This window comes from Chryseobacterium limigenitum (assembly GCF_900114875.1).
In the GTDB taxonomy this organism is placed as follows: Bacteria; Bacteroidota; Bacteroidia; order Flavobacteriales; family Weeksellaceae; genus Chryseobacterium; species Chryseobacterium limigenitum.
Genome location: NZ_FPKW01000001.1, coordinates 149873 through 164657, shown reverse-complemented (window position 1 = coordinate 164657; position 14785 = coordinate 149873). Strand labels below are relative to the sequence as shown.

13 protein-coding genes and 1 other RNA gene are annotated in these 14785 nt (G+C 34.2%); 1 reads left to right on the top strand and 13 read right to left on the bottom strand.

All coding sequences use genetic code 11. The features are described 5' to 3' along the window. Positions 1–118: 118 nt before the first annotated feature. The 8 genes from BT156_RS00770 to BT156_RS00735 form a co-directional block, all read right to left on the bottom strand. On the bottom strand, positions 119–520 hold the full coding sequence (locus tag BT156_RS00770; RefSeq protein WP_072406258.1) for a hypothetical protein: 402 nt from the start codon (positions 518–520) through the stop codon (positions 119–121). Positions 521–670: 150 nt separating this feature from the next. Further along, positions 671–1924 (bottom strand): pyridoxal phosphate-dependent aminotransferase, encoded by a 1254-nt coding sequence (locus BT156_RS00765; RefSeq protein ID WP_072406256.1) that lies wholly within the window; start codon positions 1922–1924, stop codon positions 671–673. 111 nt (positions 1925–2035) lie between these two features. Continuing rightward, positions 2036–3751, bottom strand: coding sequence for a phospho-sugar mutase (locus BT156_RS00760; protein ID WP_072406254.1), 1716 nt, complete (start codon positions 3749–3751; stop codon positions 2036–2038). Positions 3752–3899: 148 nt separating this feature from the next. Further along, a complete protein-coding gene (locus BT156_RS00755) occupies positions 3900–4601 on the bottom strand; it encodes a GIN domain-containing protein (RefSeq protein WP_072406252.1) in 702 nt (233 codons plus the stop codon). Positions 4602–4609: 8 nt separating this feature from the next. Next, the gene (locus BT156_RS00750) at positions 4610–5338 is read right to left on the bottom strand and encodes a DUF3667 domain-containing protein (protein ID WP_170857256.1); all 729 of its coding nucleotides are present in this window, start codon (positions 5336–5338) and stop codon (positions 4610–4612) included. Between the two features lie 17 nt (positions 5339–5355). After that, a complete protein-coding gene (locus BT156_RS00745) occupies positions 5356–5766 on the bottom strand; it encodes a hypothetical protein (RefSeq protein ID WP_228429911.1) in 411 nt (136 codons plus the stop codon). After that, positions 5750–6700, bottom strand: coding sequence for a glycosyltransferase family 2 protein (locus BT156_RS00740; RefSeq protein WP_072406247.1), 951 nt, complete (start codon positions 6698–6700; stop codon positions 5750–5752). Before BT156_RS00740 ends, BT156_RS00745 begins: the two co-directional genes overlap by 17 nt. A 15-nt stretch (positions 6701–6715) precedes the next feature. Beyond that, the gene (locus tag BT156_RS00735) at positions 6716–7312 is read right to left on the bottom strand and encodes a DUF4199 domain-containing protein (protein ID WP_072406245.1); all 597 of its coding nucleotides are present in this window, start codon (positions 7310–7312) and stop codon (positions 6716–6718) included. A 131-nt stretch (positions 7313–7443) separates the two neighbouring features. On the opposite strand from BT156_RS00735, the gene ffs reads away from it, so the two are divergent. Beyond that, positions 7444–7541: signal recognition particle sRNA small type (ffs, locus tag BT156_RS00730), an RNA gene on the top strand. Between the two features lie 105 nt (positions 7542–7646). On the opposite strand, the gene BT156_RS00725 is transcribed toward ffs, so the two are convergent. The 5 genes from BT156_RS00725 to gyrA form a co-directional block, all read right to left on the bottom strand. Then, positions 7647–8333 (bottom strand): metal-dependent hydrolase, encoded by a 687-nt coding sequence (locus BT156_RS00725; protein WP_072406242.1) that lies wholly within the window; start codon positions 8331–8333, stop codon positions 7647–7649. Between the two features lie 344 nt (positions 8334–8677). Next, the gene (gene menA, locus BT156_RS00720) at positions 8678–9607 is read right to left on the bottom strand and encodes a 1,4-dihydroxy-2-naphthoate octaprenyltransferase (RefSeq protein WP_072406240.1); all 930 of its coding nucleotides are present in this window, start codon (positions 9605–9607) and stop codon (positions 8678–8680) included. Between the two features lie 56 nt (positions 9608–9663). Beyond that, complete coding sequence (locus BT156_RS00715) at positions 9664–10500, bottom strand: 1,4-dihydroxy-2-naphthoyl-CoA synthase (RefSeq protein ID WP_072406238.1); 837 nt, start codon at positions 10498–10500, stop codon at positions 9664–9666. Between the two features lie 544 nt (positions 10501–11044). Then, on the bottom strand, positions 11045–12076 hold the full coding sequence (locus BT156_RS00710; protein WP_072406236.1) for a tetratricopeptide repeat protein: 1032 nt from the start codon (positions 12074–12076) through the stop codon (positions 11045–11047). A gap of 29 nt (positions 12077–12105) precedes the next feature. Then, the gene (gyrA, locus tag BT156_RS00705; RefSeq protein ID WP_072406234.1) at positions 12106–14694 is read right to left on the bottom strand and encodes a DNA gyrase subunit A; all 2589 of its coding nucleotides are present in this window, start codon (positions 14692–14694) and stop codon (positions 12106–12108) included. Between the last annotated feature and the right edge of the window lie 91 nt (positions 14695–14785).

The window sequence follows — 14785 nt, the reverse complement described above, 5'->3', positions numbered from 1 at the left end:
CTTTTTAATAGATCTCCCTTGCAATGCTTTGAATTTTTAAATACCAAACGTAAAGCTCGGAAAAAAATCCAATATAACATTGCTATGAATAATAAAATTACAGCCCAAAAGAAAACTCCTAGAATGTAAAATAAGAATGTAATAATAATTGAAAACAAGAACCAAACAAGAACCAAACAATAATTGAAATTATAATTCCTCCAATTCCGTCTCCAATATCAGGAGGGTCGAATTCAAAACCATCAATTGTTGGTGTTTTGTCTGAAACCTTTTTAATTCTTTCATGATTTAAAACATTTCCAACATTATCTTTCAATTTCAATCCATAATACAATCCCAAACTGATAAACAGGAAAAATGCACCCGCCAAAATTGAAGTTGATAAAATAGAATTTTGAAATAAAGATCTGTGAGAACCTGTTCCTGAAAGCCAAACGCTTAGAATTACCAAAACAATGATTCCTAATGTCGAGTAACTCAGGAGTTTAGTTTCTAGAAAGGATTTTTTTGGAAATTTCATTTATAATTAATTGAGAATAAATGATTGCTAATTATAAAATGCTTCGACTCCGCTCAGCATAACATCTCTAATACTAACTGTTCTAACTTAACGGTAACTTTTAGTGACATCATGCTGAACTTAGTCGAAGCATTCATTATTTATATGAAATTACTTTAATTTGTTTAATGCATCTTCCAATTTAGGCATCATACCTGAAATTTCTTCGATAGGCAATCCTCCAACAGAAGCACGGAACCAAGGCTCAGATTTTTCTTCTCCGAAAGCTGAAAACGGCACTAATGCAACTCCAGCTTCATTAATCAGGTAAAATACTAGGTCTGAAGAATTTTCGATAACGGTTCCGTCAGGTTTTGTTTTTCCGATATAATCTAATTTGATTGTAAGGTAAAGCGCACCCATTGGTTCGATACTTTCAACAGCTAATCCTTTTCCTTTTAGATCCTGGATTCCCTGATGAAGAACTTTTAAACTTGCTTCAAGCTTTCCTTTAAAATCATCAACGAAAGTATTTACATCGTCTGGATTTTCAAAATATTTTGCAGTAGCTTCCTGCTCCGGTTTTGGCGCCCAAGCACCAACGTGAGTTAAAAGAGCCTTCATTTTATCAATAATATGAGCCGGGCCGAATCCCCAACCAACACGAACTCCAGTTGCTGCCAAACACTTAGAAATACCGTCGATATAGATCGTATATTCTCTCATTTCAGGGAAAAGAGAAACCGGATCGAAATGTTTTGCCCCAAAAGTTAGGTTAGAATAAATTTGGTCATACATTAAGTACAACGGCTTTTCGTCTTCACCTCTTTTTTTGTTTTCAGCTAAAATCAATTTGCAGATTTCAGAAAGCTGTTCTTCTGTAAACATTGTTCCTGTAGGGTTCAATGGTGAACAAAGAGCTACCAAAACTGCTCCCTCCAAGTGTGGTCTTAAGTCGTCCGCAGTCGGAAGAAAGTTATTTTCCTGAGTTGTTTTTACTTCAATAGCGTCTGCTGAAGTAAGATAAGCATAATGATTGTTGTTCCAAGATGGTGTCGGGTAGACCACTTTATCTCCTTCGTCAACGATCGTTTTGTAAACCGCATAAATCAAAGGTCTTGAACCTGCCGTGATTAAAATATCATTTGCAGAATAATCAAGATTCCATCTTGTTTTCAAGTCTTTAGAAACTTCATTTCTTAAAGATAAAAGTCCATTTGCCGGCGGATAATTTGTCAGATTGTTCTGATATGCTTTCTGAACTTCTTCCTTCAACTTTGCGGGTATCGGGTAGATATTAGAATTCAGGTCACCAATGGTAAGATTGGCTATTTCCGCTCCTTTTGCCTTTAAATCATTTACTTCATTACCAATTTTTACAATTTCAGAACCAATCAGGTTCGCCGCTAATTTTGAAACTTTCACTTTATTTTTATTATAATGTTATTTTTATTTTTAGGGATTAGGATTTAGATTTTAGGGCTTAGTTTTATTACGTACAAAATACCTATTTCCTAAATCCTTATTCCTTTTTATTTATGTCAATTGAAGATCTTTTTTTACTTCCTGAATTTTTTCTTCTAAACTTTTCAGTTTTTTCTTGAAATCTGCTTCAGAATTAAGTTCGTCTTTTACTGAAATATAAAACTTAATCTTTGGTTCTGTACCTGAAGGTCTTACACACACTTTTGTTCCGTCCTGAGTATAATAAATCAATACATTAGACTTTGGAATTTCGTTCATCACCAATTTTTCATTTTTGGAAACAACAAAATTAGTCTGTTCTTTGAAATCCTTCACTTCTTCAACCAATGATCCTGCTAATTGCTTTGGAGGATTTTCACGGAAGTTTTTCATCATATTCTGAATTTCTTCTGCTCCGTCTCTACCTTTTCTCACAAGATTTACCAATCCTTCGTAGTACATTCCTACTTCCTGATAGATCTCAATCATGTACTGGTACATCGTTCTGCCATTGGCTTTACACCATGCAGCGATCTCACATGCCACAAGAATACTTCCGCAAGAATCTTTATCACGAACAAAGTCTCCTGTCATAAACCCAAAACTTTCTTCACCACCACAGATGAATTTTTCTTTTCCTTCTGCTTCACGGATCATTTTTCCGATCCATTTGAATCCTGTAAGTCCTGATTTACACTGAACTCCGAATTTCTGAGCAATATCAAAGAAAATATCTGAAGTTACGATCGTAGAACCGATGAATTCAGAGCCTGTGATTTTATCTAATTTTCTCCATTCATTTAAAATGTAGTATGTAAGAATCGTATTGGTCTGATTACCATTCAATAACTGCATTTCTCCATCAAGATTTCTTACCGCAATTCCAAGTCTGTCACCATCAGGATCTGTTCCGATAACAATGTCTGCATTAGTGATTTTTGCCAAATCCATCGCCATTTCCAATGCTGCAGGCTCTTCAGGATTTGGAGATTCTACCGTTGTGAAATTTCCACTCGGAATCATTTGCTCCTTCACAAGGTCGATCTTTTTGAAACCTGCTTTTTCTAAAGCTTTAGGAACCGTTGTATAAGTAGTTCCGTGGATTGACGTGAAAACGATATTCAAATTTTCTTTTCCAACGTTCTGATACGTAGAGTTTTCGATACAAGCATCAATGTAAACATCATCTTGCTCAGGTCCGATCCATTCAATTAAATCATCGTTTCCTTCGAATTTAATTTCATCAAATTTTACAGAATATACTTCATTAATAATCGCTTCGTCATGTGGCGGAACGATTTGCGCACCGTCATTCCAATATACTTTATAACCGTTATATTCCGGTGGATTGTGAGAAGCCGTTAATACAATTCCTCCGTTACATTTCTTGTCACGAACCGTGAAAGACAATTCCGGAGTCGGTCTGTGATCTTTGAAAAGAAGCACTTTTATTCCGTTTGCCGTTAAAACATCAGCCACTAATTTTCCAAATTCTTTTGAATTGTGACGCACGTCATAAGCGATCGCAACCTTGATTTCTTCGTTAGGAAACTGCGCCAACATATAATTCGCAAGTCCCTGTGTTGCTTGACCTAACGTGTATTTATTTAAACGATTGGTTCCGACACCCATAATTCCACGCATCCCTCCCGTTCCGAACTCTAATTCTCTGTAAAAAGAGTCTTCCAAGTCAGGCGAATTGCTGTCAATTAATGATTGAACAGCATCTCTCGTTTCTTTATCGAATGTGTCACTTAACCAAAGTTTTGCTTTTTCTAATGTTGTCATATGTGTATTTTGTTCTTTTATAGTTTGTTGAGTACTAGTTTAATTTATTGATTTTAATTGTCATATTGAGGAACAAGAAATCTTTTTAAATATTGTAAAGAAAGATTCTTCACTACACTTTGTTCCGTTCTGAATGACAAATGCCCTTTTAATCCAGCTTTTTATTTTCAACCTTTGTTGTTTTATCTATTTTAAAAGCACGAATCGGATCATTATAATAAACAAATTTCGCGGTATTCTGAATTTGTCCTTTTAATGAATCTTTTACATTTACTTCTGCATAATTTCCGTTTTTGGAGTCTATTTTCAAGTTGGTAATTTTCCAGTAAGGAGCAATCAAACTCGCTGTATCAGAGATTTTGATGACAGCATCTTTTGTCAGTCCAAGAAAATTTGCACGGCTTCTGTTCTGCATATCTACTTCTGCTCTTCTCGTATTCACGGAACCCATAAAAGTAGCATTATTTTTTAGATTAAGCCTAAAATTATCGGTCTTAATTTCACTTGAAATGTTCATTTCCACTGAATCTGAGATAGAGACTTTCTCAAGATTATATTTTGAATAAATCGTTACATTATAGAAATCAACGCCTTTGGTCCCTCTGTTTTCTTTGATGAAAAGTGTTTTATCTTTCACATCAACATCCAAATTACTGGCGACATTCGGGTAGGTTTCTATTTCAACAAAATTTTTGGTTCCTCTTGCATAGAATACGCGGAATTTCCCGTCAAGATCCAGATTAACAAATTCCGGTACATCTACATCTTTAGTTTCAATTTTTCCTTTTGGAGATATTTTTCCACAAGAAACTAAGGCAAAAACAGCAACTGCATAAAATATATTCTTCATTATTATTTTTAAAATAGGTTATATAAAAGTATAATTATTGCAAAACATTCGACTGAAAGTAAAATATAAAACACTGACAATCTCCATATTAAACCTGAGGTTGAATATGAATTTTTAAAGGCATTAAAGTAGGTAAAAGCAGGAAATAAAGTTAAACTATACACTAAAATTTTATCTAATACATTAATGATTTTTGACAGTGGCTCATAAATTCCGATAATACTGATGACATCATCCAATAATAACAACGTCAAGATCCCTGAGAGACTGACAGATGCGAGAATAACGTGTTCTGCAAGGTTTAATTTAATACGCTTAAAGAGAATCCTAGCATTTAAAGCCAAAATTGGAATAAATGCAAATAAAATTGTTTTAGAATACTTAGAGAAAAAATCAATAATATTTGAGCCGTCTGCAGTAATCTCTTTAGGATTAAGATCCAAATAAAAATGAAGCATTAAAACATTGAATCCAAATAAGATAAGCAACAGGGAAAATAAATTATAATATTTAATTCTTTTCCCTGAAATATAGTCCATCGCCGTTTGTCCGGGTTTGAACAAAACGTCTTTTAGTGTGTGGAAAAATTTAGTTTCAATATGCCAGATCGATCCTAAAATATCATTTTTGATAAGAGAATGTGGAGTTATTCTTGCTGTGTCTGATTTTTGCCCGCAATGAGAACAAAACTCACCGGAAATTATATGACCACAGTTCAAACAACTTTTTTTATTCATAAAAATCATTTCATTATTTAACCATTTTCAACTGATCCTGCATAAATCATAAGAGCTACAAAAATTGCACTTATTATTACAGCAATGATTAAAGGTTTCCAAATAGCTTTTTTAGAATACTCTTCTTCGTTTGGAAAATATTTTGGAACAAAAAAATATGAAAGTATGCTTCCTCCAGCTAAGCCACACAAATACGCCAACGACCCTTTAGGGTTTTCTGGAATATTAACTATAACTATACTAATGATTGTCAATAAAATAGAAACTCCTAAAACAGTATAGGCTTCTGTCTTTTTTTTGACACTCATTAAATTAAGATATAATAAAATACCTCCAAAAAGAGTTGACATAAAAATAGAAAAACCTAAAATAGCTTTTTTAGAGTATATTTTGGGCAAATTATTTTCCATATTAAATAACTTCGTCAATATTATAATTTTTATGTTCTCTATTTGTTCTGATAATCATTTCTCCTAAAAACCCTGCGATAAACAGTAAAGTTCCCATAATCATCATCGTTAAAGCAATGAAAAACCACGGATTATTGGTAATCAGATGACCATAAATTCCTCTCGCAACATCAATTAATTTTGAAACTCCTAACCAGACTGCAGAAAGAAAACCTAAAATGAACATAATTGTTCCTACCGCACCAAAAAAATGCATCGGCCTGCCTCCAAAACGACTTACAAACCAAAGGGTTACCAAATCTAAAAAGCCACGGATAAATCTTTCTGTTCCAAATTTTGAAGTTCCGTAAGGTCTTGCCTGATGCTGAACTTCTTTTTCAGTAATTCTTCTGAAACCCGCATTGGCAGCCAAAACAGGAATATAGCGGTGCATATCTCCATACACATCGATTGTTTTTACTACCTGTTTTTTATAAGCTTTCAATCCGCAATTGAAATCATGAAGTTCAACGCCAGAAACTTTTCTTGCTGCTGCATTAAATAATTTTGACGGAACATTTTTCGTCATTACATTATCAAAACGCTTCTTTTTCCAACCGGAAACAATGTCGTAATTATCATTGATCACCATGTTGTACAATTCCGGAATTTCTTCCGGAAAATCCTGCAAATCAGCATCCATTGTGATGATCACATCCCCGTTGGTTCTTTCAAAAGCGGCATGAAGCGCCTGAGATTTTCCGTAATTTTTGGAAAACTTAATTCCGTGAATTTGAGGATGTTGTATTTTTAAGTTTTCGATAATATTCCATGATAGATCCGTACTTCCATCATCCACAAACCAGATTTCATATGATAAACTGCTTGTTTTACAAACATTATCAATCCTTGAAAAAAGCTCTTCCAGAGAGTCTTCCTCATTAAGTAACGGAATAACTATAGATAGATTCATTTAATTTTAATAAAATTATTCTTGATTTATTGGTTCCTCGTGAACACTTCTTGTTCTGAAAAATGCTCCGAAAAACAAAGACAAAACTACGTAAAATATAAGAATTGCCGCAAAATATCCTGAAAAATGACTTGCTGTAAGCATATCTTTTCCTTTAACAGCAGCAGGAGTGAAACTTTGAAGTCTTTCTTTATATTTTTGGTCTAATTCATCAATATCTTTTTGATGTTTCATAATCTTCCTTGCAGAAGTATATTCTTTGTCCAGTTCAGATTTTTGTGTATGAACATATTGATAATTTAACAACTTTTTTGCATCTGTATCAACAAAATTTAAGAACGAATATATGCTGAAAATTGAAAGAATCCCGCCAATAAACATCGGGATGAATGCTCTTTTAAAAGCTTGTCTGAAATTTAACCGATGATCATTCCAATACACTTTTACTGACCAAAATGCAGCTCCGGCATATAAAACAGGCAACACGAAAGCATTGGCTTTCAATGAAATATCAAAATAGTGTATTCCTGAAAAGAAGTAATATACTATAAAAAAAACGATCATAGTAGCTATAAAAAGTATAATTCCTATTGTAGTTGGACTTTTCGTCATGTTTAATTTTTTAGAAATTTTTTGAAAAATTATTAGTCTAAATTTCAGTAATTTAGCTTCAATAAAGGATTTTTCAGATTATTTTTCTTTGATTTTATTTTGAAGTTTATAAAATATTCCTACCTTTGCAACGGCAAGTCCTAAACAACCAGCTCCTGAGAATCCTCCAGGGTGGGAACGCAGCAAAGGTAATTGGTCGTAGCGGTGTGATTTAGGTAGCTTGCCATTTTTTTTTGGTTTAAGTTGAAATAAGGTAATTTGAGAATTATCTTTTTTTGTTTCTATACTTTTCAACATTTCAAACATCATTTTCAAATTACCTTTTATCATTTACTTAAAATTCGAACGCCTCTCCTAGTTTAGGCAAAACAAGTTCTACATTTTTATCTGCAAAATGTTTTAATGCACTCTCGTGATTAATTTCAATTGCAGGGAAAGTATCAAAATGGCATCCGATAACTTTTGGAGTTTTCAATAATTCTGCTGCTGCAAAAGCTGCTTTTCTCGGACACATTGTGTAGTGACTTCCGATTGGTAAAATTGACAAGTCAATATTTCCATATAATCTTGGGAACAATTCCATATCAGCCATTACTCCTGTATCTCCGGCCAAATAAAGATTTCTACCTTCAGGTAATCTGAAAATATATCCTACAGGAACACCTCCATAGCTTCCATCAGGGAAAGAACTTGTATGATGAGCTGTTACCATAGAGATTTTAAGATCGTCGATTTTTGCCGATCCTCCTAAGTTTACATCGTCTTTATTTTTAGCTGTTTTGAAATACGCACAAACTTCCGGAACTCCGATTATCGTAGCATCCGGATGAAATTGTAAAACTTCGTCCACGTCCGCGATATGATCTCCGTGTGCATGAGTTAATAAGATATAATCAATCTTTTGAGCTGAAATATCAAACCCTGATTCTGCTTTTTTGTAATTGTAGAAAGGATCACTCAAAATAGTTTTGTCTTTATAATTGAACAAAAAACAATTTTGTCCTAAGTATTGTATTTTCATTTCTAATTTTATAATATTAATAGTGAAAGTAATATTGAGTATATACAGCCAATAATATTTATGAAAAAATAAAATCTGTTGGTTGATTTATTCTTAAATAATGTAATTATTGACGGTATCATAAATAGATTTGCCAAAATTGAAAATGGAAGTATCAAATATAAAAAACCTTCAGAACCTCCATCTTTTATAAATATTGTTGATGTTAAATAAATAAAAAACGGACTCAGAATCAATATAAAAATTGATAATATTCGGTTTATATTTTTAATTTTTGGGTTATCCACTTTAATTTATGATTTAATTTCTCTCGAAGTTTATCTGCAATTTCGAGTTTGAACTTATTATTTAAAGAAATTAAGTCCAATTGCTGTAAGAACAGCCATTGTAAATGTTAGAATTCCAACCTGTTTTAAGAATGGATCTAATTCTTTAGGTTCTTTTACGGCCATGATTTTTCTTCTCAGTTTTGCAAACGGAATCAATAAGATCATCACGATGAAAACGTAATAATTTTGATTCTGAATGAAGCCATTTAATCCTAAAAATATCATAATTAAGATCAAAGGAAGCTGTAATAAAATCATTTCATAAATCATCGCATTTTTGAAACCAATTCTTAATGCAAAGCTATTTTTTCCTGATAATCTATCGCTTTCTATATCCCTCATATTGTTAAGGTTAAGAACCGCCATACTCATCATTCCGACTGCAGTTCCGGGTAATAACATATCCCAGCTGAAAGTTTTTGTAAACAGAAAATAGCTTCCGCAAACTGAAACTAAACCAAAAAAGATAAATACAAAAAGATCTCCTAATCCCATATATCCATAAGGTTTTTTTCCAACCGTATAACCAATCGCTGCCAAAATACTTGCTAATCCCAATCCTATGAAAATGTAAAACTCATTCATATATTTTGGAATGAAAGCAATGTATAAAAGTGCAATAGTTGCTACAAAAGATAAAATCGAGAAAAGGATCACCGCATTTTTCATTTGTTTTGCCGTAATTCTTCCTGAAGCTACTGCTCTTGATTCTGCTTCTGTTGCTCTTTTTGCATCCGTTCCTTTTACACCATCGCCATAATCATTGGCATAGTTTGAAAGTACCTGATACAGTAAAGTCACGACAAGCGCGAGTGCAAAAATTTTCCAGTCCCAAATTCCGCCTTCGCCATAAAGCCTCCATTTTGCAATGAAAGCTCCCATGATAATTCCGCTTAAAGAAAGCGGTAATGTTCTTAGCCTTGCGGCTTTTATCCAATCTTTCATAGTTATAATTGATAAGCGATAATTGATAAATGATGCATCAATTATCATTTATATTTTTAAGATATCCATTGATCTTTTCCGAAGTCCGGTTTTCTCTTTTCTAAGAATGCGTTTCTTCCTTCTTTTGCTTCTTCTGTCATGTAAGCCAAACGGGTGGCTTCGCCTGCAAAAACCTGCTGACCAACCATTCCGTCGTCCGTTAAGTTCATCGCGAATTTCAGCATTCTGATAGAAGTTGGAGATTTAGCTAAAATTTCCTGAGCCCATTCGTAAGCCGTATCTTCTAATTCGTCGTGAGGGATTACAGCATTTACCATTCCCATTTCCAACGCTTCCTGAGCAGAATAATTTCTACCTAGAAAGAAGATCTCACGAGCTTTTTTCTGTCCGACCATTTTGGCTAAATAGGCAGAACCATAACCACCGTCAAAACTTGTAACATCGGCATCCGTCTGCTTGAAAATAGCATGTTCTTTACTCGCCAAAGTAAGGTCACAAACCACGTGAAGTGAATGTCCGCCACCAACAGCCCATCCCGGAACAACCGCAATAATAACCTTCGGCATAAAACGGATCAAACGCTGAACTTCTAAAATATTTAAACGATGTCTGCCGTCTTCCCCAACATACCCCTGATGTCCTCTTGCTTTTTGATCACCTCCACTACAGAAAGCCCATCCTCCATCTTTAGGACTCGGCCCCTCACCTGTAAGCAAAACAACGCCTATTGAAGCATCTTCAGAAGCGTCATAAAAAGCATCATATAATTCGGAAGTAGTTTTGGGACGAAAAGCATTTCGAAGCTCTGGTCTGTTGAAGGCAATTCTTGCTACACCATTACATTTTTTATAGGTAATATCTTCGTATTCTTTGACGGTTTTCCACTCGATCATCTTGTAAAAATTTTTCCCAAAGATACGGAATTACAGAGAATTTTAACATTGATTTTTGATGATAATCATTGGAAAGTTTATGAGAATTTATCTTTTAAATTGGTTTAGATAAAATTAGTTTTAATGCAAAGAACACTAAGTTTTCTTTAAAATATTGAGAATATTTTTCGTTCGCAAAGGCGTTTCACTCAGCAAAGAAAGAAGGAAATCTTACTGTATTAATTATTTTAAAAGAAACAAGTTAAGATGAAGAATTTATAAAAGACAGATTTCTCCTTCGTCGAAATGATAGAAATTGTGCTTATTTTTTTATCCCACAGATTTCGCAGATTTACACAGATGATTATGGTTATTTGTGAAAATATTTGTAGAATTTATTTTTTTAAGTTGAAAACGCGCTAAAGTCCGTTCCTATTGATCTATTTTTAATAATTTAATTGGCAAAAATATTCCAGACTACGCTTTCACTTCGTTTTGAATGGCAAGACAAAAAAAACCGAAACAAAATTGTTTCGGTTTGATTTCTACCTTTAGGGTTGAATTATTATTTTGCTTTAGCACTAAGTTCAGCTTCTTTAGCTTTCATTTCAGCTAATTTTGTTTGGTTTTTAGTGATTCCATAAATGTCTTTCAATGTAGAAACAGCATTTAAATCATTTGGCATTGCCTGGTACCATTTTTCTGCATAAGGAAGAGCTTTGTTGAATCTCTCTTTTCTAGCTTCAATTAGTTTTGTAGCATCATCCGGCTTCGTTTTTCTAAGAGTGTTGATTTCTCCTACAGCTTTAGTATCATCTCCAATCGTTATTAAAACTAAGTTTTGGTAGGCGTTTGAAAAATCAGGCTTAAGCTCGATTGCTTTTTTGAATGAAGCTTCTGCATCAGCATTCATAGCAGGATCTTTAGATTGTAAAACTCCTAAATTATACCAGTTTGTAGCATCGTTAGGATTTTTAGCCAATTGCTCCTTTAAGTTCGCCAAGAACTTATCATTATTTCCTGATTGGTAATATGCAGTTCCCTGGAATTCTTTCAATTTAGCATTATTAGGATATTTAGCCAAACCTTTTTCAATAATAGCTATCGCTTCGTCGTTCTTCTTAGCATTTAAAAGTAGTGTTGACAGGGTCTCATATAAATCCGGTTCCACACTTTTGGTCTGCTCAGTTTTGAAATCAGAATAATCTTTTGAAGAAGATTTTTTTAATAATTCCCAAGTACTTTTATCGTAAGTGGCAACCTGCCCTGATTTATTATCTTTTGCAGTATATGTTGTCTGAACTCCAGTGTATCCTGAATTAATAAGCTCTGTGTAGATCTTAATCGCATCATCACTATTATTTGCCAAAGCATAGCTCAACCCAGCGTAGTACATATACGTTTTATCATCCTGACCATTCGTTTTCAATAAGTTATAAACTTCTAAAAACTTAGGAGCCGCAGCGGTATAGTTTTTTGCGCTGTATGCATCCATAGCTGCTTTGTTAGCAACCTGTAGCTTAGCATTTGCATCTTCTTTTTGTCCGAAAACTAAAGCTGATGCTACGATAGCCATACCTAAAATTAGTTTCTTCATAATCACTATTTTATATTAATTGTACAATTTTATTCTTCAGAATCAGAATTCTCTGTTTCCCCAGTTGTTTGATTTTCATTTTCAACCTGAGGTGCTGTATTGTCTTCCTGGTTATCAGCTACAATTTCACTTCCTTCTTGAATTTCTTCAGAATCTTCTTCTACATCTTTATCCATCGCTACTTTTGCAATGGCTGCGATTTCGTCATTTTTCTTAAGATTGATCATTCTTACCCCCTGAGTATTTCTACCCATTACTCTCATCTCATCCATATTCATACGGATGGCAACACCGGATTTATTGATGATCATCAATCCATCATCATCTGTTACGTTTTGAATAGCAATCAGATTTCCTGTTTTTTCGGTAATGTTTAAGGTGATAACTCCTTTTCCTCCTCTGTTGGTAATTCTGTAATCTTCTACCGCAGTTCTTTTACCGTATCCTTTTTCAGATACTACAAGAACCGTTTCATTTTCTACATCATTCACAACAATCATACCAATAACCTCATCGCTATCTTCCATCGTGATACCACGAACTCCGATAGATCCTCTTCCCACTTCTCTTACTTTTTCCTCAGGGAAACGGATACATTTACCATTTTTAGTAGCGATCATGATCTGTGAAGTTCCGTTTGTTAAATAGGCACTTAACAACTGATCATTTTCTCTAATTTCAATAGCGTTGATACCATTTACTCTCGGTCTTGAATATGCTTCAAGAGATGTTTTCTTAATCGTACCGTTTTTAGTGATCATTACCACGCTCATTTGATTAATGTAATCTACATCTTTCAAGTCGTTGGTTCTGATATATGCTTTGATCTTATCGTCCGGTTCAATGTTAATTAAGTTTTGAACTGCTCTACCTTTAGCGGTTTTAGACCCTTCAGGAATTTCGAACACTCTTAACCAGTAACATTTACCTTTTTCAGTAAAGAACAACATATACTGGTGATTGGTTGCAGAAACGATGTACTCTAAGAAATCGGAATCTCTTGTTGTAGCCGCTTTATTTCCTACACCACCTCTACTTTGAATTTTATATTCTGAAAGCAACGTTCTCTTCACATATCCTGCGTGAGAAATTGTAAGAACTACCGCTTCGTTCGGAATAATATCTTCAATAGACATTTCTCCTCCTGAATAATCAATTTCAGTTCTTCTTTCGTCGCCGTATTTTTCTTTAATTTCAGCTAATTCATCTTTAATAATCTGGAATCTTCTAGGCTCATTAGCCAAGATATCTTCTAAATCTGCAATTTCTTTCATGATTGCATCGTACTCATCACGGATCTTATCAAGTTCCATTCCCGTTAAACGAGCCAAACGAAGATCAAGAATTGCCTGAGCCTGAATGTCAGAAAGCTCAAATTCCTGAATCAATCCTTCTTTTGCACCTTGAGGGTTTGCACTGTGACGGATGATAGCAATCGCTTTATCTAACGAGTCCTGAGTCCCGATCACCTTCATGAATCCTTCTAAGATATGAGCTCTTTCCTTCGCTTTTTTAAGCTCGTATTGAGTTCTTCTTACAATGACAATATGTCTGTGCTCAACGAAGTGATGAATGATATCTTTTAAGTTCAATTGTTCCGGTCTACCATGTACCAAAGCAATATTATTAACACTGAAAGATGTCTGAAGCGATGTATATTTATATAACAGGTTCAGAACAACATTAGGAATTGCATCGTTTTTCAATTCGTAAACGATACGAAGACCATTTCTGTCCGACTCATCTCTGATTTCGTAGATTCCTACAATCTTGTCGTCTTTTACCAATTCGGCTGTTCTGGCAATCATTTCAGCCTTGTTAACCTGGAAAGGAATTTCAGTAACGATAATTGCATTTCTGTTATGCACTTCTTCAAAGCTTACTTTAGCTCTTAGAACTACTCTACCTCTTCCTGTATGGAAAGCATCCCTTACGCCATCATACCCATAGATAATACCTCCTGTCGGGAAATCTGGAGCAATGATGTGTTGCATTAATTCGTCAATAGTAATATCTCTATTATCGATATAAGCACCAATAGCATTTACAGCCTCCGATAGATTATGAGGAGCCATGTTTGTTGCCATACCTACTGCAATACCTGATGTTCCGTTAACCAAAAGGTTAGGGATTTTTGTAGGCATAACCGTAGGTTCAGTTAAACTATCATCAAAGTTATTCTGAAAATCAACAGTTTCTTTATCTAAATCTGAAAGAATATCATCAGAGATCTTTTTCAATCTTGCTTCCGTATAACGCATTGCTGCAGGCGGGTCACCGTCCATTGAACCAAAGTTACCCTGACCGTCAACCTGAGGATAACGTAAACTCCATGGCTGAGCCATTCTTACCATCGCATCATATACCGAAGAGTCTCCGTGCGGGTGATATTTACCTAAAACATCACCAACAATTCTCGCAGATTTCAAATATTTTCTATTAGAAAAAACCCCTAATCCATACATACCATACAGCACTCTTCTATGAACGGGTTTCAAGCCATCTCTTACATCAGGTAACGCTCTTGAGACGATAACCGACATCGAATAATCGATATAAGATGACTTCATTTCATCAACAATGTTGATAGGAATCAGTCTTTCTCCTTCTTTTTGCATAAACAAATTTTATTATAATGATATTCAGACCATTAGCTGTGAGTCTGAAAATTATCTATTTTGATTTTTTATTAACGTGCTAATTTACGAA

Bases quoted from the DNA above. Each gene is read 5' to 3' on its own strand.
- BT156_RS00770 (WP_072406258.1), bottom strand. From the start codon at position 520: ATGAAATTTCCAAAAAAATCCTTTCTAGAAACTAAACTCCTGAGTTAC.
- BT156_RS00760 (WP_072406254.1), bottom strand. From the start codon at position 3,751: ATGACAACATTAGAAAAAGCAAAACTTTGGTTAAGTGACACATTCGAT.
- BT156_RS00755 (WP_072406252.1), bottom strand. From the start codon at position 4,601: ATGAAGAATATATTTTATGCAGTTGCTGTTTTTGCCTTAGTTTCTTGT.
- BT156_RS00750 (WP_170857256.1), bottom strand. From the start codon at position 5,338: ATGAATAAAAAAAGTTGTTTGAACTGTGGTCATATAATTTCCGGTGAG.
- BT156_RS00740 (WP_072406247.1), bottom strand. From the start codon at position 6,700: ATGAATCTATCTATAGTTATTCCGTTACTTAATGAGGAAGACTCTCTG.
- BT156_RS00735 (WP_072406245.1), bottom strand. From the start codon at position 7,312: ATGACGAAAAGTCCAACTACAATAGGAATTATACTTTTTATAGCTACT.
- BT156_RS00725 (WP_072406242.1), bottom strand. From the start codon at position 8,333: ATGAAAATACAATACTTAGGACAAAATTGTTTTTTGTTCAATTATAAA.
- menA (WP_072406240.1), bottom strand. From the start codon at position 9,607: ATGAAAGATTGGATAAAAGCCGCAAGGCTAAGAACATTACCGCTTTCT.
- BT156_RS00715 (WP_072406238.1), bottom strand. From the start codon at position 10,500: ATGATCGAGTGGAAAACCGTCAAAGAATACGAAGATATTACCTATAAA.
- BT156_RS00710 (WP_072406236.1), bottom strand. From the start codon at position 12,076: ATGAAGAAACTAATTTTAGGTATGGCTATCGTAGCATCAGCTTTAGTT.
- gyrA (WP_072406234.1), bottom strand. From the start codon at position 14,694: ATGCAAAAAGAAGGAGAAAGACTGATTCCTATCAACATTGTTGATGAA.